We start from the raw sequence: 20465 nt of genomic DNA on the forward strand, positions 1-20465 counted from the left end.
ATTAGAATACACCTCCCATATTGTACGCCATCATTTGCGAACGTTTACCTTGCGCTCGTGATACATCGCCTTCAGTAAATCCTTTAGGTTGTTGTTCAATGTTCTTATTACTACGTGCGATTTGCATTAATGCATCTAATTGTCTTTGTTGATTAGCAATCATTTGCAATAACAATTCTGTGTTGTCATTACTGTTACCGCTAGTAGAAGGTGTACGCATTTGATTAGGACGTTTGTTGCGTTTATTTTTACTTTCTATATCTTGTGCAGCTAATGCTAACAATTTCATTGCGTCAGAGTTACGACTAGGGTCAGTAGGGATTACCCACTCTGGATAACCACCTTCGGCTAGGTTATACCATCCAGCGTTTTTGATTAATCCACCTGTAGCATATCCATGACCCTTACCAATAACACCTAACATGCCGCCTTTACCATATCTAGCTTTAGCGTATCTCATACCAGCAATTAGGTTATCCAAGCCATTCCATATGTTTCCGTGACCTGGTAATTTATATGCATTGAATGTACCTGGTTTAACTTGTACTAAACCTTTTGCACGACCATCAGCTAATCCGTCAGTACCACCTAAAGCTTTTGGATTTCCACCAGATTCAGTTTGTATTTGTTTTTTCCAAGCATTCACATACGCCGATGAAGTAGGTAGTCCAGCTAGTTTGAGTGCCTTTTTAACATCACCACTCCATTTACCAGACTTACCGCCGCCGTTATTTTTCTTCAACCAATTTCTCGGATCAAACGGCACACCATTTTTTCTCATTTCATAGTGTAAGTGTGGTCCTGTTGAACTACCAGCACCAGCACCATCTCTAGCAGGGTCACCACCAGATATACCTAAATAAGTACCTGGTTTAACTTTCTTACTACCACTAAAGGCTATTTTGTGTAGGTGTCCGTATATAGCTTCTAATGCACCAGATTTTATAGATACCATGTTACCAAATCCGCCGTTATAGCCTTTTTTAGCTGTAGCCATACCGTTCAAAGTAGAATAGACTTTGTCATATTTATAATTTATATCTAAACCATGATGTGCTCTTGGGAATGGATATCCCATTCTAGCTGCTTCAGCAGCAGTTCTAGCGAAACCAAAGTTAATACCTTTAGAAAGGTCAATATATCCACCGTCACCGCCGCCTTGTTCTTCCATCCATTTAGTAAATAGATCCGTTGCAGCTTTTTTAAGTTTGCCGAACATACCTTTCATCATATCAAACGGCAAGGATGCAGCTTTAGGAATTCCAAAGCCTTCCATGTTTACACCAAATGCTTCTAGAACTTTGTTAAGTAACTTACCAGGTTTTTCTATCCAGTCCATTACATCGCCGACTTTGTCCCCAAGCCACTTTTTACCTTTTGCAGCAGTTTCAAGTGTTTTGCTAACTATAGCTTTTCCACCATCGACTACTTTTGCAGCTCCAGCCTTACTTGCGTCCCAAGCATCGCCAAATACATTATCTCCTTTTTTCTTTTTCTTAGGTTTTTTGTTGGATAGAGTACCATTATTAAATTTAGGTAATCCACTCAACATAGAGTGTGTCTGTGCACCATTCATAACAGACGAGCCTTTAGGTAAGAATGCTGTTGTATCTCTGTTTGGTGTGAGTGCCATTTTACCGTTTGGATATTTGATAGCTTCATGTCTGAAGCCACCAGGACCATTTCCGCGTCCTTTGTCTCCTACAGTAGCAAATGTATCGCGAGCAATCTTACCGTTCTTAACTACATTTGTAGTCGTATTAGTGTGTTCTGTTCCAGTGTGCAACTTGATTTTTGGAAGTTTATCCATATTAAGTTTTCCACCAACCCAGTTCACACCATCAATTAATTTATTTAATCCTTTTTTAACTGCATCAACCATTCCAGTTATGTGGCCTTTGATTTTTCCGATAATATCTTTAAGGCCATTTTTCATATTGTTGAAAGTGCCTTTGACTGAATTCCATAGTTTCGAAGCAATGTCAGTTACTTTACTTTTAATAGAATTCCATGTGTTAATAAGATTACCTTTAACTTTTCCAATAATACCGCGTATACCGTTACGCATATTATTAAAGGTATTTCTAACACTATTCCATAAGGCTTTAGCTAAAGATATTACTTTATTTTTGATTTTATTCCATATATCAAATAAGAACGATCTGATACTTTTAGTTATGGAATTCACGCTATTTTTTAATTTGTTGAACATATTTTTAACGCCGTTCCAAAGAGATTTAGCTCTTGCAACAACGCCGTTTTTCATATTTGTCCATAATTTCAGTGCGAAATTCTTCACTGCATTGAATATGTTTGTTACACCTTTTCTTAATGCATTAAAAGTGTTACGAACACCATTCCACAGTGATTTAGCTCTCGCTATCACACCGTTTTTGAGCGTTGTCCAAACTTTAATAGCAAAGTTTTTAACTGCGTTGAATATGGCAATAACACCTTTTTTAAGAGCGTTGAACGTATTTCTAACACCTGTCCATAACAATCTAGCATTCGCTATAATTCTGTTTTTCATTAAAGTCCAAATTCTTATAGCAAAGTTCTTCACTGCATTAAATATAGCTACAACAGAATTTTTTAATCCTGTAAATATTGCTTTAACTAACGTCCAAATTGCACGTGTTATTGCAACCACTCTATTTTTTAAGATTGTCCACGCTGTTATAGCAATCGTTTTAGCGCCATTAAACACCGTTGAAACAACAGTTTTTATTGTATTTAAAATAGCTCTAGCTACTGCAACTAAAGTTCGAATGATTGTTAATATTGAGTTTTTGATACCGTTCCATACAGTTATTGCAACAAATTTTATACCATTCCATATCGCAGTGAGCGCTACTTTCCAAACGTTAAAGTATGCTTTAGCTACTGCTAACCATGTACGAATAATTGTCAATACAGCAGTCTTAATTCCTGTCCACACTGCTATAGCTGTGAATTTAATTCCAGCCCAAATAGCAGATAAAACGTTCCTTAATGCCAAAATTGGATTTTGAATTGCAAATTTAATTGCATTCCATGTCGCAAATGCTGCAGTTTTCAAAATAGTCCATGCAACAATTGCAGATGTTTTTATACCATTCCATATTGCAACTAAATATGGTTTTAAAAAGCCAAAAACTGATATTGCTGTGGCTTTAATTTGATTCCAAGCAGTTATGACAAAATTACGGAACGTTTCATTGTTTTTCCAAAGATACATAATACCTGCAACTAATGCACCGATAGCAGTTATAACCCAACCTATTGGACCAGTCATAAATCGAAGAGCTAGGCCTAATCCACGTGTTGCTATAGCAGCAGCTTTTGTGACACCAGTCCAAACTGTAGTAGCTACCGTTGCAATTTTCGCTTGGATCGCTTGTCTTTTCAAATTCAATACAGCAAAAGCACCAGCTTTACCAAATAAAGTTGTAGCTCCTGTTGCGCCTAATAGCGCTCCTCTTAATAATAAGAATGGTTTACCAATTAACAATGCTGTACCAGTTAATGCAGTTAAACCGCCTATAATCTTACCTATCATAGGATGTGCTTCCATCATAGAAGATATCCAACCTGTCATAGCAGTGGTTAATTTCAACATTACAGCGCCAACCGGTGCCATACCTTGTATTAAACTAACTAAAATAGAACCAATATTTTTAAGTAATTGCCATACTCTTGGTCCATTTTCATCTAAATACTTAATGAAGTTTTTAAAACCTTCAGTATTATGGAGGTTAGCTGCCCAATCTTTAAATGTTTTAGTTACTCCTTGCATTCCTACTAATACATCATGTGAGTGACCACTAAACGCTTGGAACAAGCTAACAATACCACTAAATACGTTGCCAAATATTTGACCTACAATAGGCAAATTCGTTTTAGTATATTGAATAAATTGAGCTATCCCTCTATCTGTACTTGCACTGTTTGCCCATGTGTTAAATTTGTTAGCTAGACTTTCTATACCTTTTCCTGTCCAAGTAAACAAAGGACCAAATTGAGTAAACATATGTGTGATACCATCGCCCACACGCATAGCAGCATTAAGTAAGTTTTGGAATATAGGTGGACCAATATTATTAATAAGTTTGAATGCATTGTTAGCGTTTTTTGAAGAATTAACCCAATTGCTCATTTCTTTAGACGCTCTGGCTATTTGATTTGTAGTTGTCGTAATAAAAGGAGTTAATCTAGTTAGTGCAGTTCTTGCGATATTAATGCCATTGGCCATTGTATTAAATATAGCCGCTTGATTAGACTGCACAAGACCTTTCCATTGATTTTGCAACCCACTTAAAGATGTTTGGTATCTACGAACTTGACTAGTAACTTTAAGTTGACCATCTTCTAACATTTGTAACGCTGTCGTTGCTTGTCCTGTGAAAGCCATAACACCAGCTAATGCAGCACCATAAGCACCACCAAGTCCAATTGCACCACCAGCGGCAGCAGTAGCAGCGCCACCGATACCTGCAATAGCACTAACTGCACTTCCAGCAACTGGTACAATTGTAGATAGTTGTTGAATGACAATTCCGCTAATAACACCTTGAGTTATTTCACCAACACTTCTTAATGTATTAGCAATTTTACTCATTTGACTGTTCATACCGCCCCAAGCACCTGCAACTGTACTACCAGTTACAGCTAGCATAGTTTGTTTGCGTTGGAATTCGCTTAATTCATCATTAGTCTCATCAATACGATTCTGCAATACATTATATGCAAACGCTTGTTGATACACTTCTTTTTCGGCTTTATCTAATTTACTAGGAAGTTGTGCAACTTCTCTATTCAACGATGCATAAGATTTCTCCGCATTGTTAGCTTCTTGCTTTGCGGACTGCATTGCAGTTTTAGCGCTAGTCATAGCTTCCTTGTTGGCATCACTAAAGTTTTGCAATTCGTTTTTTGCATTTGCTGTTGCTACTTTAGATTCATTTAAATCTTGCTTAGCGCTATCTACAGCATTAGATAAACTATTGTATTGAGCTTTAGCTTTAGCTAACTGATTGCCTAACGAAGTTAATTCTTGTTTAGACGCTTTGCCTGATGCATTTAATTGGTCAAATTCTTCCTGTAAGCCATCTACAGAAGATTTAGCGTTTTTCATTTTCGCGCTTAGTGCTGTGACAGTATTCTGCATTTGTTTTTGTGCACTTTGTGCTGCTTTCACCTTAGCTTGATGCTCTTTCAGTTCATTGTTCATCTTTTCGTATGAATTGCTCAAAGAATCATAACGCTTTTTAGCATTTTGAGCGTTTATCGCAGATTCTTTTAATTTTCCAGACATTTTATCTTGAGCATTTCGTAACTGATCTAATTTCTTTTGAGATTGTTCACTAGCTCTACCTTGTTGTGTAAGTTTTTTATTAAGTCCTTCTAATTCAGTTTCAAATTTATCAACAGACTTTTCAGCTTTATCAAAGGTAGAAAGGTTAGCTTTCATTTGCGCATCTGCAGTTTTTAATTTACGTTGAAGATTGGCCATCCCTCTATCGATATCAGAGGTGTCGATACCTAAATCAATCGTAAAACCTTTAATATCATCCGCCATTTAATCACTCTCCTTTCTTTGTATAATAAAAAAAGAGCCTAACTGGATTGACGTGGGTCTTTCCCAGTAATTGCTCCAATTAGACTCTCGTTGACTTTTACTTTCTTAGTTTTACTTTGTTTGTTGTTTTTATCCTGTAAGATTCGTAATAGCTCGAAAATTTCAGTATTATCTATCTCCGTCATTTTCCAACCTGCTTCTAACAAGTCTTGATAAATAACATCGATATTCTTCGCCATTTTTTCGTACGTTAAATCTTCATTTTTAAGTGAGCTACTGTCTATTTTTTCTTTCCCGTCTCTTCATTAGCTCCACTTACTTCAGTGATAAGTGTTTCGAAGTATTTATCTCCATCTACACCTTCTTGTAATTCATCTACAGTAAATTGGTTATCATATAAATCTTCAACAACCATTTTTTCAATTTGATCTAATGTTTCTTCAAATTTTTCTGCTTGTTCAATGTCTAAACCTTCAGGGTTTGTGCTTAAAGCACTCATACGCATTGATAAACGTGTACCTTTACGTGCTTGTTTACCTGTAAAGCTACCTGCTTTATAAAATTTCTTTTCTTCACCGTTGATATTTAATACTAATGCTTTTGCCATAATTTATTTACTCCTTTTCATCGGGGTTTATATTCAACCGATTATTTTAGATTTTTTATTTTTGTATACAAAAATAGACGACCGGTTAAAGTCGTCTAATGTCTTTATGCTTCAGGTACTTTGTCTGTTACTGTATTATTTTCAGATTTACCAAATATAGATTGGAATACAGAGTCTTTACCTTCTGTAGATCCTTTAGGCTCATATGCCATCATAACTGCTAATTCTTCTTCGAAACCGCCAACTTCACGTTCCATGAATTGGCCTTCGATTTCGTCTGAACCGAATTCTACGCCGTCTTCTTTTGTTTGACCTTCTTTGTTTGGACGTGTGAATACGCCTTTAGATAATCCAAACCATTCCATTGAGCCATCTTCCATCGTACGTGGAATAGCCACAGCCGCGTAAGTAATACCTGTAGAATTACTAAATCCATATACATTTTTATTCTCGCTATGCTCAACTAAACCTAATAAGTCTTTTTGAACGTCAATAGGTAATTTATGGAATGTTAGAGAAAGTGTTGTTTCCCCAGCAGATTTTGCAATCTCCGCTACTTTGTTTGAACCATAAGCTCTTTCTAATTCTTCGCCAAACTCTAATTCCATTTCTTGTACATAGTCTACATCTTTAATATTTCCAACTTCTACTGAACCATCTGGTTGTTCAGTTAAAACTGCATAATACATTTTTCCTAATCCTGTTGCAGCATTATATCTACCCATTTATATTTCCTCCTTAAATTTAGGCATAAAAAATAGCCCTCCGTTAATTACGAAAGGCTTGCCTATTCAGTTAATTCTTTATCAATATGTCTTAATTCATCTATCGTATACGGATTACCTCTATATCTACGAGCATCCATATAAATTTTAATTTCGTGGTCGTATTGATCAGTACCATCTTGTTGACGAAAACCAATCTGCCACAGTGTTTTTCTTATTTCTTCTTGTAGTAATTTAACAATGTCGTAATTAGGTCCACGTACATCTATTTGATATAAATATTCAGTCGATAAATTTGTATCACTCGCATAGGTTGACGGTTGTGGTGCTATCAATGGACTAATGAGTATATAGGGTCCAGAAGTATCGGCAGTTTCATCATAATGATACGCTCGAATACGACCTGTACAATGCTGAGCAATTGTTGCGTTTTTTAATAAATATTTTTGTAAAGTTTTCAACATATCAAACATTACAGTTCACCTTCTAACGTTTCTTTTATGATTGACCTATATGGCATTTCTGTTGTAAACATTGTTCTAGCAATCGCACCTTTACCTCGTGGATTAGGTTTTTTAACCGAACCCCATTCGTTTATGTGAATAATGGAATAACGGTTTCGAGCACCTTCCCAATGAACTTTAACCATACGTGTATTGCCATGAATGAAATATGGGTCCGTAACGGTTATTTCACCTATACTTGCACCTGTATCTCTAAAGACTTCAAAATTACTTTTCAATACAGATGTAAAATACTTAGCCCCGTTATTTAAAGCCTTGTCTTGAGCTTTAAGCATATTAGCTTCCCCATACTTCTCTCCGATTTTACGTAACATTTGATGCGTACCTTCTATTTCCACACTCATTTTGAGTATTCTCCAATGATTTTAATATTCATGTGGTAATCTGTATCATCATCAATTTGTACAATATTGAAATGTTTACCTTTATATCTAGGTAAGTCAATTTCAAAGTACATATCGTCAATGATTTCCTTACCCATTGGATACCATGTCACCATCGTTATACTTGCTTTATTATCTGTCATGTCCAAGTCTTTTTGAGAGGGAGAGTAAACATTCGCAAAACATTTATAATAAACTTCGCTCACAGATTCACCTGGCAAGAAGTCGTCACTTGGTTTTGCGATATAAAAAATAACCGGTGTGCGCATTTCGCCACCAGTTACCATTTGTCTACGTTGTTGTACCATCTTCTGGCACCTCCATATTGATTATTTGAAATTGGACAATACTAGATAAAAAATTATCGTGAAATTCTTCTAATTTATCATTGAATACATATCTTGTACGTTCATAGACCAATTCACGACCAAGCGTAATATCTTTTATTGAAAAATCACCGCATTTCCGCTTTATATCTTCATATGACATTTCTAAATCACGTTTTATGCGTTCATCTTCCATGTCGTAGAAAATACGATTACGTGCTTTAAATTCTTCAACATGTTCTGAAGTAATCATTTACATCACTTCTTTTCTTTAATTCGTTCTAAAAAAGGACCGTCAAATCCATTTGCTTTTAAAGTTTCTTCAACCTCATCAGCACGTTTGACAGTCATTTCTACTTTTTCATTCTTTTTTAAATTTTTATCTAATTGCTTATCTTTATAAGCTTTTAGCACTTTATACTCTGCCATTTATATAACCTCCTTATTATGCTTCTGGTGTAACTGATGCATTATCAGTAGAACCTAAACTTGAAAAGTCAACATCATACACAAATGAAGTTTTATTATCGTCAGGCTCTGCATATAAGAATTGTTTTGCAGTATAAAGATCCATATCTTCTAAAGCTAATGTTTGGTCGAATTCACGAACAATCACTTCACTTCCTGCATAGAAGTTGTAACGTGTTTTATCAAACGCTACTGCTTTACCTGCAGGCACAAATTCAGATTGTTCAAATGTAACGTTAAATGGAATTGGACTTACAAATTGACCATTGTGTAATTGCATGAACGCTACACCTGTGTAAATGTAGTCGGCAGGGTTTAATGCGATAACAACATTATTTAAAACGCTAGCGCCTTTTGATTTCTTAACGTTACCGTCTTTATCGTAGTACTCTTTAGTTGATAAGTTTTTAATAACGCCACCAATTTCAGAAATTGATTTATCTGCATCAGCTAACGTTAAAGTACCAGCAACTGCTTTGTCAGACACAGCACCATTCGTACGATTAATTTCTTTCATTAATCCAACTGGTTGATCTTTAGCAGCGCCTTCACCAACAACTGCAGTTTTTTCAATTGCTACTGCAAATGCTTCTTTGATTTGTGCGCGTACATAACGGTCAACCCATTGTACACCTGCATCTTTCAAGTCTTTAGGAACTACAACAAATGCAGTTGCTTTACCTAATGAAACATCTTGTTCGTAGAATGTAGCCTCAAGTTGTCCACGTATTTCTCCGAACACTTTACCCCATACTACTTGACCTTCAGGCACAGAACGAATCACACGTGCTTTTAATCCTGTACGGTTAATGTTGATGTGTTGTAATAATGGGTGCTCTGACTCAATGTCTTCAAAAATACGGTCGATAACTGTTTCTGGTAATAGTTCACCATCTTTCCAGTTTGTATCTGTATTAACATGATCTTCAGAAACTAATGCGTTGTAGAATTTCTTCTCTTCATTCGTTAAACGATTAACTTTGCGTGCGTTTAATACTGCGTTGTCCCCTTGTTCATTTTGCATATCTTTACGGATAGCATTAGCTAAATCTTCGCTATATGCGTTCATGTATTCTGTATACTTTTCCTTTACTTGTTCATCCGATGCATTCGGACTCATATTTGAAAATTGCTTTAATAGTTGTTGAGAGTTTTCAAATTGCTCTTTGTTTTCTAAATCAATTGCCATAATCTTCATTCTCCTTTTATTGTTTATTTTGTTTGCATATTAAATAATCTTGCAAAGCTATTTTGAGGTGGTTCTGGTTGTTTAGGCTCTTTAGGTTCTTTGTCCTCTTTGCCATCATTACCTTTTTTGACTTCTTCTAAAATTTCTTCGAGTTTGTCCATCATATCTTCTGCAGTAATTTCTTCACCTTGTTTTTTAGGTTCTTGTGGCTCACCTGGACCTTCATTTCTATAACGTTTTGACATATTGTTGTCACCTCCTAGTAAGACTGATGTTGTTGCAGCCGCAACACGTGTACTTTCAGTTATATTATCGATTAATCCTAATTCTTCTGCTTCTTTAGCTGTAAACCATGTTTCTTCGTCCATATACTGACGTAGAAGCGCATGATCAATATCAGGATTTTTATCGATGTAACTGTTAAACACAACAGAATTGATTCTTTCTAATGAATCGGCTTGTTTTTTAAATTCATTTGAATCTCCCGTTACATTCGTCCACGCGTTATGAATCATTAGTACTGCATTATTTGGCATATTAACTGCGTCACCAGCCATAGCAATGACTGAAGCAATTGATGCTGCCAAACCATCAATATTTACGGTGATATGGGCATCTTGACGGCGAAGCATATTGTATATAGCAACTCCACTAAACACATCACCACCCTGACTGTTTATGTTTACAATAATTTCTTTTTCGTCGCTCATTTCTTTCAGTTGGTCTTTAACTGTTTGTGGGCTAATCGTCATACCTTCGACTGTCATTGAATCAATAAAACCGTAAATATCGATTTCGTTATTACTCATCTATATCACCTCCTTCACTACCTGTTGTTTCTTCATCTACAGTTCGATAGTTTTTAGTGATAATAAATTTCTGCATTTCTTCACTTCCTATTGGTTCATATCCAGTAAGCTCTCGAATTTCATCCCTATTAAAAGAACCACTAGCAATGAGTTTATCTACAGCTTCACTCACTTCTAACGGTCCTTTTTGATCTATTGAAATTGCTTTTATTCGTTTACCTTCTTTATAGCCACGTTCACTAAACAACTTAGCGTTTAATTCATCCGTAATCTTTTCAATAATAGGTTTGATACAAAATTTCATGTAATTATCCGTCATTGCTTCTATATCGGCTGTATCACCGTTTATAAGCCCTACGGGAATTCCTAAGTTACGTGCTACGTAACTCAATAGTTGGTTAGGTACTTTAGCTAAATCATCAATCTGTGATGAGGCTTTCGTACCATTACTATTAGAATGTTCCTTATATGAATATCCTTTTTGCATTGGTACAACTGCAACATCATTTTTACTAAATGCTTCATACGCTTTATTGATGAATCTCTGCATACTTTCATTTGAGGCTTCGTTTAACGCTAGAGAAGCATCCATTTCTACTGTCCCTCTTATTTGATTACTCATCATATTATAAGTAAGGACACGACCAAAAATATCACCATAATCTTTAAATAATCCCATTAGCATATTTGTGATTGATTCATTGTTATATTCTAAATAAATAACTTCACTCATTTTGAAATTTCTTTCGAATTCAAACTCACCTAACATCACATTTTTAAAAATGTCATCATATAAAGCGTATTCTTCACGGACAAAATCATCGGCAATTATTAAATCTTTAGAATCGGTAACTACAATTAATACTTCATTATCATAAATTAACTTTCGAATAACTTTTTGCCAAAATGTAGCTGCACTTTCATCAGTATTTGGTCTAACATTCAATTTATAATGTGTTGTAGACGAATTATCTTTACTATCACCATCTATAATTTCAAACTTTGTTTGACTTATTGTCCTAGCAATGTGATTGATACATGTGTCTAACGCCCAACGTTTTATGTAGGCTTTGTTGGAAGTTTCTCTAACAAGTTCTAAATCATATGAAAACTCAATTGCAGAATTTCTTCCCATTATTTTGTCAAATATACTCAAATTCTCACCTCCTAGAAATCGATATCAGCCATTATGAAGTGTTCTTCATCTTTTAAATATGTGTCCGCTATCCACAAAGCATGTATAAAGGCTTGAAATCCATCAGTTTTACGTCTGACTTCATCTTTTTTCTCGTAAATTTTATTACCATCTTTTTTTACAGTGACTTGAACATTGTTTGTATACCACCGCATTAATGGATTGTCTCCGTATACAACTTTATGTTGGCTAAACAACGTTTCAACACGCGGCGCTAAGATAGACTGGATGGATTTCGGATTTCTAACATATATAAATTGGAAGCCTTCTTTTTCAAGTTGTTGTTTTACAATATCTAATCTATACATATCTGCACATATTACAGTCAGATTGTATTTTTCTCTCATTTCTTTAAACCAATCTACAATGTGATGGATATCAATAACAGGTTCATCAAGAATTGTTAATAATCCCTTTTCTTCCCATTCATGTATTGGTGCTTTCAATCTTACATTTTCTAAGAAACCCTTTCTAACAAACGAGTGTGACTTCCAAATGTATTCATCGCCTTCTTTAAATAACAATCCCACACTTGCGAAGTCTCTTATATCTGCAAAATCTAATCCACCTACACATGTATGATGATCTAATGGAGGAATGCGTTTATTTGTTGCTAATATATCTTCCCATTGAGCAATAGAAAGTGATAAATCAACTTCAGGTAAATTCATTCTTTTAGTCATAAATTCAGGTCTGTTTGAAGGATTGTTTGGTAGTTGCTTATATTGAATTAACACTTTTCTAAAAAGACCTTTTGCATATTCGGTACGTGGCTCACAAAACATCGGATTAGCTTTCTCCCACATTTCTTTGTCGTCTACTTCTTTAGGGTCATCTAATCTGCAAATGAACGGAAACATCGGATCATCCAATTCTTCACCTTTTAAAATTTCCATTGAACGTTCTTTCATCTTGTCGATAAAACCATCTCGAACAAATCCATCTGTACTGATAAAAAATTCTCTTGGATGTTTAACTTTACCTAAACCAGAACTAAACACGTTTACCGTATCCCAATTTTCATACGCTGCAACCTCATCGTATATAACGCAACCATCACGTAGCCCATCTTTTGTACTTGCATTCGATGTACGATACTTTATATATGAACCAGTATCATATGCGGTAATGTGTGCTTTGCGATTGTCAAAAACATCATCCAACTCATTCTCTTTAATACAGTTAAAAATTTCTTCGAATGAAGTTTTTGCTTGTTCCTCTGATGTTGCAACAACTGATATGTTGTAATGGTTAATTCCATGCAAACCACTGATGAAATAATGACTAAGGCCACTGATCAAACCATTTTTACCAGCACCTCTCGCCATCATTATGAAAAATTGCTCATAAAAAAGCGCGTCATCTTCTTTGTATTTTAAGAAAATAAACGCTATTAGGAACTTTTGGAAACTATTCAATTTGAAATAATACTTTTCGATAAAACTAATACAGTTTTTTATATGTGTTTCATCAAAGTAAATGTCATCTCTATTAAATACGTGTTTTTCGAGATGTTCGACCAACATTCTTCGTTCTTTATTAAATTTTATATAACCTTTTCGCCATTGTTCAATATATTGTTTTACTTCATCCACTATCTTCATAATAAATCACTCGACGTTCTTCTTTTTTTATTATCTTCTTCCTTGTTTTCTTTAGGTAGTAAATCGGATAATTGTTTAATTACTCTTTGGTAAGATTGATCTCTCGTCGTATACAATCTAGCAACAGGACGTTCTCTTTCATATGGCGGAGCTTTATCCGTTTGTTGGAACATCGCGTATTCACCGTTTTCTTGTATATCATTCCACATATAATCGAGCATTATCCTTAATCTTGCAGCTTGAATTATCAATCCTTCTGCGACTTTTAACTTATCTTCAGGAATATCTTTGTATATTTCGAGCAATCGCTTGCGTTCTTTAATTACTTGCTTATCATTATCGCTTACTTTCATGTTTTCACCTCATTTCACGCCAATATACCCTAAGGGGGTTATGTAATGTTTTATTTTTACGGTTAAGCAATCGGGACCTTCTTCGCCGTTTCTTCCTCACGTGGACAAAACCAATTTGTTTCCACCCGGGGAGGACAATTATTTCGATTTTTGTGTTCACGAAAAACACAATCACCATTTTTCATCTCCATCCCATTTATTAGGCTTGCGATTCCAACGATTATAGCTCCGATTATGCTTTCGATTGTGGCAAGATACACACAATGTAACCAAATTATCCATGTCATATGCTAAATTTGGATGTGTATCCAACTCTTTTATATGGTCAACATCTAATGATTTATGTTTACTCTTATCGATTGTTGTGACTTTACCTTGTTCCTTACAATGTTGACATTCATAGTTATCTCTTTTTAATACTTGTAGCCTTGTATCACGCCATGCTTTAGATTTGTAGAAACGCATTGTCTCCTTATCAACAACACGATCACTTGCTGGTTTATTATCATGCCTTGCATACCAATCATGTATGACTTCTTCAACCTCATGTGCATCGTGTCTGTCTGTTTCATACAAACGTTTAAGACAAGTATTTATATCTACATCCATCTTGATGTACTTCGCTTCTATAGATAATGTTTTAATTCTATTGAGTATTACTTTAGATAAGAATGTCGTAATGATGTACATAGTTCCTTTATCATTCCACTTGGCATAATCAATCATGCTATCTCTTAGAGTAAGTAATAGATTGTGTGCATTGTCATTGTATTGTTGGTATTCACTATTAGTGATAGTCTTTGCTAAAGCATCATAGTCATACACAATATCTTCATTAGTTAATTGTTCATTAACGTATGTTGTCTTACCACTCATAGGCGCACCATACACAATAACAAGTTTCACTTTGCTTACCTCCATATAAGAAAGACACACCACTTAGTGATGTGCCTGCAAATTAATCATAATATAGTATTTGTATTACATACCATTGGACTAACACCTCTAAAGTTATATCCAACTTGCGTATATCCATATTATATACCGTACCTTAGGAATGTACCTAATAGTGTGTAAACTGTGCAATGTGTGCAATATGTGCATGGTTATTGATGTTTCATATATGTTTCCACTATCTTGTCTATTCGACTATATATACTTCTTCTGCTTATACCTAACAGCCTTTCTATAGTCTTGATGGTCTCGCCCTGCTTAAGCAACTGCAGTATGTGATAATTTTTATCATTCGTAATGTAATGTTCACGCTTATCAACAAACTCTATTTCATCTATTAACTTCTGTGAATGTTTCTTATCCTTATCATTACGTATAACTCTAACCAACACCTTATCACCAGTCTGTCCTTGTCCTTTAGGCATTGCTGCTTCTATACCATACTGCCCAGTAGATGTACTGTCATACTCATACACCTTATGTTCTAGCAGATTCACACGCCAATGATAGCCTGTAATTAATTGTCTTACTTCTGATTCACTGTACATATACTACCTCCAGTTATTTCATACGTTTATCCCATGCGTCTTTTATCTCTCTCACTTCTTCATCCGTTAATTCATTATCTTTCAACCTCAACACAACATCGCCATGATCATTGAATATAATATCGAGTAAGTATGCTACTTCATATTCCAGTGCATCTATCTTACTATCCTTAATAGAATTATATATAAGAGTAAGTATTGTAATACATCCTAATAAGATTGATATAATTACCCACATTACATATCACGCTCCAAATTCTCTATATGTGCCTCAGCTTCAACAACTTGTTCTTCAAGTTCTTCTATACGTTCTTTCAATTTAATCATTTCTAACTCCTGTTCAATATTATGTTTTGGACTACTAATCAATTCATCATCTTCAAAATAAGCAGTAGCTAAAACATAAGGCGTTAAAATATTTTTGTTATCTACGTATTTCTTATTTAGTAATACTGGATATGAAATTTTAGTCACTTCTACAGTTTCTGAAACTATATCCATATTATTAAGTTCTTTTTCAAAAACCTCTGCATCTTCAATTAACTCTGTTGTTGGATTTCTAAAATTATCATTAAACATCATTCACTCACCTCATAATCTCTCGGCACATCCACCATATCGTTTGCTTGTTTCCTAACAATGATCTCGTACGTGATTGCTTTACTTAGTTCGTATAAGAATATAATTAATAATGGTTTGAGTATGTGTTTCATTCGTCGTCCTCCTTACTAACTCTCTCCTTAGCTTCTTCTGCACTTTCTGCATCCACTACAACAAATTCTTCATTCTCCTTAGCTCTAGTTACATCAAGGAATAGTTCACCTGTTGTGTGGGTTGTTTTGCGTACTAGAAATTGCATATCGTCACTCCTTACCTAAGATTATTCGTACACGTTTTACGATATCTTTAGTATCCTGTTGACCCGTATCCGCCTCTATCTGATTCTTGCTCAAAACTTTCCACCTCTGTTATTTCTGGTAACGCTACACGCTGTACAACTAACTGTGCTAGTCTCTTACCTTTGTCTACTGAAATTGGTCGTTTACCAATGTTGTCCACAATAATTCCTATACTCTTATGATACGAATTATCTATTGTACCTAACTGTACTCTTAACTTAGTCGTAGCAGTCACACCACTTCTTGGTCTAACCTGTGCTTCATAGCCTTCATCTAAATGAATTGCAATGCCTGTATCGATAATTGCAGTTTCACCCGGATCAAGTGACTTAGCTTCACATGTAAATAAGTCTAATCCACTATCACTAGCGTTTGCTCTATATGGTTTGATTGCATCTTCATGATTACGTTTGAATATTAGTTTTTTCATCTACTTAACCCCCAACTGATCTAACTTACTTCGATATTCTCTATACATCGAACTGCCTTGATGCAGTGTTAATTTATAATCTATGAGCTTTCTAAACTGTTTCAGTAATGCGAGTTGTTCTGCGTTTTGTCGTTCTAATCGTTTGTTATTCGCACGCAAGACGATCAAATCGTCTACACAGTGCTGATACGCTTTTTTGTATTGGTCACATTGCTTTTTCACTTTCTTCAATCTTGCATCCATAACGCTGACATGAAATTTCGTTTCTGAATTCATATTTAACACTCCTTTATCCCATTTAATAATTTCCTGTTATGTTCCTTGTCCTCTGGTAACACTGCCATGACAATGCTACGTGGATTAATCGAGTATAAGAACCCTCGAACTCCCCAATCTCTTAGTAGCTTTGCCATTTCGACAGTATTTCTGCCTTTCGTATCAATTTTGTACTTAATTTTGATAGTGTCGGATAGAATCATAGGCATTTCACTATCGCATCAACGACTGGTACACTAACGCTGTTTCCTGCTTGTTTATATAACTGTGAATTACTTACACCACTCTCTTTAGCTTTGTAAAACTGTTCATCTGTAAAACCTTGCAACCTCCAACATTCTAATGGTATTAGTTTTCTAATACGTAAATTTGAATAAACTGGCATAGGAACATGACCCCCACCTTGCCCCATGGCACTTGTTAATGATGGACTTGTTGAACCATCGCCAACATACGCATTTTTTTGTGTGCTACCAATAATTGCTCTGGGTTCATTTTTAGTTTCAAATTCATAAAAATTTTCATCACACTCAAAACATACATAGTCATAACTTTCTATGTCGCTAGGTTTTAGATTGTTGTTACATTTGCGACAAATCTTATTGTTAATAACTACACCTTGGTTAACTTCTCCAGCTTGCAAAGTCTGTGCCACTTGTTTACCAACTCTGCCACGTCTAGTTTTAGATGAGGGATAAGATACGTTTACACTGTCGCCTTGTTCAGCAATAGCATAACCTTGCTTGGTTGCTTCACGAATAGCAATTCCATGTCTATCTTGTGAAGTTAAAGTAAACATTGGCTCTCCATCTTCTTTGAACCTACGCCCATTTTGTCTTTTATTCACTCTATCTGGCGTTAATACTGGCACTGCTACTTTTGGTTGTCTATCTCCACCTTGCATCGTATTTAATGTCGGTCTTACTTTGTTTATACTATGGACTTTGTCACGTTCGTTGTAGTCATACATATTCAATTTGCCACCTAAATCAGTATCAAGTGTTAATTTTTTAGTCTTTTCTTCTGACAAATAATACTTTTCATCAACTTCATCTTCTAGCACATCAATTAAACGTGTAGTGACTTCTGTTTGTTGTTTTAGCAAATCAAATAACTTAGGTCGATTGTATACATCTTTTCGTGTGACTAGGATATATACCCTTTCCCTGTTCTGTGGAACTCCCCAGTATTTAGAGTTAAACAAACCCCATTCTGTGACATACCCCAGTTCATCCAACGCTTGAATGATTGTTCCGAACGTTCTCCCTTTGTCGTGTGATAATAAGCCTTTGACGTTTTCCAATAAAACATAAGATGGTTGGATTTCTTTAATCGCCCTTGCAATGTGAAAGAAGATTGTTCCCCTAGTATCGTCAAACCCTCTGCGATTCCCTGCGATACTAAAGGTTTGGCAAGGAAATCCACCTGTGATGATGTCGCATCGTCCTCTGTAAAATCGAAAATGTTCATCTGTGATTGTTGTAATGTCATCCAAATCTTCCTCTCCGTCCGTGTCATAAATAGCTCTATAACTTTGTTTAGCGTATTTATCTATCTCTGCAAACGCCAAACATTCGTGACCATTGTTTTCTAACGCTGATCTAAATCCTCCAATACCGCTACATACATCTATGAATTTCATCTACTTCACATCCCAATTCTCAATAGCGAAATCTAAACATTTTCTAGCTTTCTTAATATCTTCAAGTCCATTTTTCTCTGGCGCTCTCATTTGATATTCCAATGCACTAGCAATGTTATGTGCAACAGAACCTTTGTGATATTTATCTGCCACAAGCGAAACTATATCCTTAACCTCATGATTACCTAACATATAGTGTGAAGGACTGTTGACCATATCTTCTGCGTACTGTGGCGTTGCGTTCCATTCTATTATTGTGAAATCATAGTTATCATTGATAACTCTATACACACCATCATCCACTTGTATTTCAGCAGATTTACCGTTATCAGCTATTTCAGTAACTTCACCTGTCATGTTGTCACCCAACACTTTGACTTTATAACCGACTTTTAAATCTTTAATTTTAAATAATCCTACTTTTTCATCGTTACGCTTACGTTGTTGTAAGTCATTGGATTGTATTGATTCATTTTCATACACATCATTTATACCTAACAACATTTTATTAACTTCTTTTAAATTTTCTTTACGTAATTCTTCTAACTGTTCAGCCATAGATTCTACTACAGTTATCCAATCCGAATCTTCTCTTAAATAAACATGCACACCGTTTACTTTTTCTAACTCTAACTCTGTCTTAAAATTGTGCATTCTATATACTTTTTTTATAAATCTACCGTACTCTGATTGACCTAATTTATTTGGGTAAGCTATCCATGTACCTACTTTTAGTTCCTTCATCTAACGCACCGCCTCTGCTTCTATTTCTTTGATATTCACTTTCTCTGCTACAATTTGATTTGGCCCAGCTTCTCTTTTAGTTAGAGAACTTGCCATTCGAGCGAATGTACCTTCTGTAATGTTCATCTTCGCTTGTATTTCTTGTCTAGTACCGGCACAAATCACTTCGTCGCCTTTATAAACAACATATTCATATGCATGTGAGCGTCCTTTTGCCATTCTGTCCACCTCTAAACTAATTGTTGATTGCCATATTTGTCTGTTTTAAGTTTTGCTACTAAGTGTTTCTTAGACATTTCTTTGAACCATCTACTACTGCATCTAGCATTATTAATCATCTGTAGTCGTTCCTGTTCCTTACGTTGCTTTTCTTCTGCTAATGCTTGTTTGCGTTCTTCGCGTTCTCTATCCTCGCGGTTTAATCTTGCTAACCCTTGTTGAGCATCGTAATTTTTAACGTATTTACGAAAATGTCTTATACCTTTTTCCATATGTTTCTTAATCGTTCCGTTGCTTATGCCCAATCTCGTTGCCTCTTTGTAATCTTCCACTGGTATTAAGATTGCTTTATCCCAGTTTTGCAGTGCATAACACACTTCGCCATTCTTATCTTTTACACGTTGAAATCTCATCTCAATAACCCCTATCTATAATTTTTACGTCGTCAAACTCTAATGGTTTTGCGTCCATGTAATCTTCTTTTAATGTCCACATCTGATCGTGTATCTTATCAGCAGCAGTATTATCGTCGTCTTCGTGATTAACATACACTTGCTTTTCAACATAGACTTTATAGCGAATAGTCGCTGTTTCTTCATTCATTTAGATCACTTCGCTTTCTTACGTTCTCGTCTAGCTTTAATTAAATCTTCATAAGTTATCCATTGCTTACCTGTGTATTTAGGAGCTTTACATATCCACGTTAGCTTCACGTCTTGATATTTGTATCGGAATATCTTCGCTTTCAATTTAGCGGTTTCTGTGGCCATTCCTTTAACATCTATGACTTCGATTAACTTACCTTCATTCCACAATGCAAAATCTGCAATGTATTCTGACTTTCGTTGCTTACCAAACTTAGGTATTAACTCATATCTTGGTTGTAATTCTATGTAGTCATAACCATCTATATGCAATCTGCTTTCTAAATATTGGTAATATTCACACTCTGCTGTGCTATCGAATACAATTCCTTTGTACTCAACTTTCTTAGCGTTGTATTTACTCATTCC

Annotated in this window: 28 protein-coding genes; all 28 read right to left on the minus strand. The window is 35.3% G+C overall.

What is annotated here, in order from left to right; all coding sequences use genetic code 11:
* Position 1: 1 nt before the first annotated feature.
* Positions 2-5557: a peptidoglycan DD-metalloendopeptidase family protein gene (locus tag JG554_RS09040; protein WP_203265242.1), complete on the minus strand. Its 5556-nt coding sequence runs from the start codon at positions 5555-5557 to the stop codon at positions 2-4.
* 38 nt (positions 5558-5595) lie between these two features.
* Positions 5596-5796: a hypothetical protein gene (locus JG554_RS13200; protein ID WP_073342768.1), complete on the minus strand. Its 201-nt coding sequence runs from the start codon at positions 5794-5796 to the stop codon at positions 5596-5598.
* Between the two features lie 41 nt (positions 5797-5837).
* Positions 5838-6164: a phage tail assembly chaperone G gene (gene gpG / locus JG554_RS09045; RefSeq protein ID WP_103161283.1), complete on the minus strand. Its 327-nt coding sequence runs from the start codon at positions 6162-6164 to the stop codon at positions 5838-5840.
* A 104-nt stretch (positions 6165-6268) separates the two neighbouring features.
* Positions 6269-6889, minus strand: coding sequence for a major tail protein (locus tag JG554_RS09050; RefSeq protein WP_203265243.1), 621 nt, complete (start codon positions 6887-6889; stop codon positions 6269-6271).
* A gap of 62 nt (positions 6890-6951) precedes the next feature.
* Positions 6952-7353 carry a hypothetical protein gene (locus JG554_RS09055; protein WP_238394758.1) on the minus strand — a complete coding sequence of 134 codons (402 nt, stop codon included), beginning with the start codon at positions 7351-7353 and terminating at the stop codon, positions 6952-6954.
* Between the two features lie 8 nt (positions 7354-7361).
* Positions 7362-7757 carry a hypothetical protein gene (locus tag JG554_RS09060; RefSeq protein ID WP_203265244.1) on the minus strand — a complete coding sequence of 132 codons (396 nt, stop codon included), beginning with the start codon at positions 7755-7757 and terminating at the stop codon, positions 7362-7364.
* Entirely contained in the window at positions 7754-8104 is a 351-nt protein-coding gene (locus JG554_RS09065) for a phage head-tail adapter protein (RefSeq protein ID WP_203265245.1), read from the minus strand. Before JG554_RS09065 ends, JG554_RS09060 begins: the two co-directional genes overlap by 4 nt.
* Positions 8088-8375, minus strand: a complete 288-nt coding sequence (locus tag JG554_RS09070) for a hypothetical protein (RefSeq protein ID WP_203265246.1) — start codon at positions 8373-8375, stop codon at positions 8088-8090. The genes JG554_RS09065 and JG554_RS09070 overlap by 17 nt, the downstream gene beginning before the upstream one ends.
* A gap of 5 nt (positions 8376-8380) precedes the next feature.
* The gene (locus JG554_RS09075) at positions 8381-8551 is read right to left on the minus strand and encodes a hypothetical protein (protein WP_186297065.1); all 171 of its coding nucleotides are present in this window, start codon (positions 8549-8551) and stop codon (positions 8381-8383) included.
* Positions 8552-8567: 16 nt separating this feature from the next.
* On the minus strand, positions 8568-9779 hold the full coding sequence (locus tag JG554_RS09080; RefSeq protein ID WP_203265247.1) for a phage major capsid protein: 1212 nt from the start codon (positions 9777-9779) through the stop codon (positions 8568-8570).
* Positions 9780-9802: 23 nt separating this feature from the next.
* Positions 9803-10588 carry a head maturation protease, ClpP-related gene (locus JG554_RS09085; protein WP_203265248.1) on the minus strand — a complete coding sequence of 262 codons (786 nt, stop codon included), beginning with the start codon at positions 10586-10588 and terminating at the stop codon, positions 9803-9805.
* Positions 10581-11744, minus strand: coding sequence for a phage portal protein (locus JG554_RS09090; RefSeq protein ID WP_203265249.1), 1164 nt, complete (start codon positions 11742-11744; stop codon positions 10581-10583). Before JG554_RS09090 ends, JG554_RS09085 begins: the two co-directional genes overlap by 8 nt.
* A gap of 11 nt (positions 11745-11755) precedes the next feature.
* A complete protein-coding gene (locus JG554_RS09095) occupies positions 11756-13387 on the minus strand; it encodes a terminase TerL endonuclease subunit (protein ID WP_238394759.1) in 1632 nt (543 codons plus the stop codon).
* Positions 13384-13740 (minus strand): hypothetical protein, encoded by a 357-nt coding sequence (locus JG554_RS09100; protein WP_103161279.1) that lies wholly within the window; start codon positions 13738-13740, stop codon positions 13384-13386. Before JG554_RS09100 ends, JG554_RS09095 begins: the two co-directional genes overlap by 4 nt.
* A gap of 171 nt (positions 13741-13911) precedes the next feature.
* A complete protein-coding gene (locus JG554_RS09105) occupies positions 13912-14205 on the minus strand; it encodes an HNH endonuclease (protein WP_203265403.1) in 294 nt (97 codons plus the stop codon).
* Positions 14206-14846: 641 nt separating this feature from the next.
* Complete coding sequence (locus JG554_RS09110) at positions 14847-15242, minus strand: helix-turn-helix domain-containing protein (RefSeq protein ID WP_128088426.1); 396 nt, start codon at positions 15240-15242, stop codon at positions 14847-14849.
* A 13-nt stretch (positions 15243-15255) separates the two neighbouring features.
* Positions 15256-15480, minus strand: coding sequence for a DUF1514 family protein (locus JG554_RS09115; RefSeq protein ID WP_128088425.1), 225 nt, complete (start codon positions 15478-15480; stop codon positions 15256-15258).
* Positions 15480-15821: a hypothetical protein gene (locus tag JG554_RS09120; RefSeq protein ID WP_203265250.1), complete on the minus strand. Its 342-nt coding sequence runs from the start codon at positions 15819-15821 to the stop codon at positions 15480-15482. The genes JG554_RS09115 and JG554_RS09120 overlap by 1 nt, the downstream gene beginning before the upstream one ends.
* The gene (rinB, locus tag JG554_RS09125; protein WP_203265251.1) at positions 15821-15955 is read right to left on the minus strand and encodes a transcriptional activator RinB; all 135 of its coding nucleotides are present in this window, start codon (positions 15953-15955) and stop codon (positions 15821-15823) included. Before rinB ends, JG554_RS09120 begins: the two co-directional genes overlap by 1 nt.
* On the minus strand, positions 15952-16101 hold the full coding sequence (locus JG554_RS09130) for a DUF1381 domain-containing protein (RefSeq protein WP_203265252.1): 150 nt from the start codon (positions 16099-16101) through the stop codon (positions 15952-15954). The genes rinB and JG554_RS09130 overlap by 4 nt, the downstream gene beginning before the upstream one ends.
* A gap of 47 nt (positions 16102-16148) precedes the next feature.
* Positions 16149-16571 (minus strand): dUTP diphosphatase, encoded by a 423-nt coding sequence (gene dut, locus JG554_RS09135; RefSeq protein WP_203265253.1) that lies wholly within the window; start codon positions 16569-16571, stop codon positions 16149-16151.
* Positions 16572-16847, minus strand: coding sequence for a hypothetical protein (locus JG554_RS09140; RefSeq protein ID WP_203265254.1), 276 nt, complete (start codon positions 16845-16847; stop codon positions 16572-16574).
* 199 nt (positions 16848-17046) lie between these two features.
* Complete coding sequence (dcm, locus tag JG554_RS09145; RefSeq protein WP_203265255.1) at positions 17047-18489, minus strand: DNA (cytosine-5-)-methyltransferase; 1443 nt, start codon at positions 18487-18489, stop codon at positions 17047-17049.
* Positions 18490-19233, minus strand: a complete 744-nt coding sequence (locus JG554_RS09150) for a DUF3310 domain-containing protein (protein ID WP_203265256.1) — start codon at positions 19231-19233, stop codon at positions 18490-18492. It abuts the gene before it with no gap.
* Positions 19234-19452 carry a hypothetical protein gene (locus JG554_RS09155; RefSeq protein WP_203265257.1) on the minus strand — a complete coding sequence of 73 codons (219 nt, stop codon included), beginning with the start codon at positions 19450-19452 and terminating at the stop codon, positions 19234-19236.
* An 11-nt stretch (positions 19453-19463) separates the two neighbouring features.
* A complete protein-coding gene (locus JG554_RS09160; RefSeq protein WP_203265258.1) occupies positions 19464-19865 on the minus strand; it encodes a hypothetical protein in 402 nt (133 codons plus the stop codon).
* Between the two features lies 1 nt (position 19866).
* Complete coding sequence (locus JG554_RS09165; protein WP_145381604.1) at positions 19867-20055, minus strand: hypothetical protein; 189 nt, start codon at positions 20053-20055, stop codon at positions 19867-19869.
* A 5-nt stretch (positions 20056-20060) separates the two neighbouring features.
* Positions 20061-20462 carry a DUF1064 domain-containing protein gene (locus tag JG554_RS09170; RefSeq protein ID WP_192947722.1) on the minus strand — a complete coding sequence of 134 codons (402 nt, stop codon included), beginning with the start codon at positions 20460-20462 and terminating at the stop codon, positions 20061-20063.
* Positions 20463-20465: the final 3 nt, after the last annotated feature.

This window comes from Staphylococcus sp. 11-B-312 (genome assembly GCF_016743055.1).
Lineage (GTDB): Bacteria > Bacillota > Bacilli > Staphylococcales > Staphylococcaceae > Staphylococcus > Staphylococcus ureilyticus.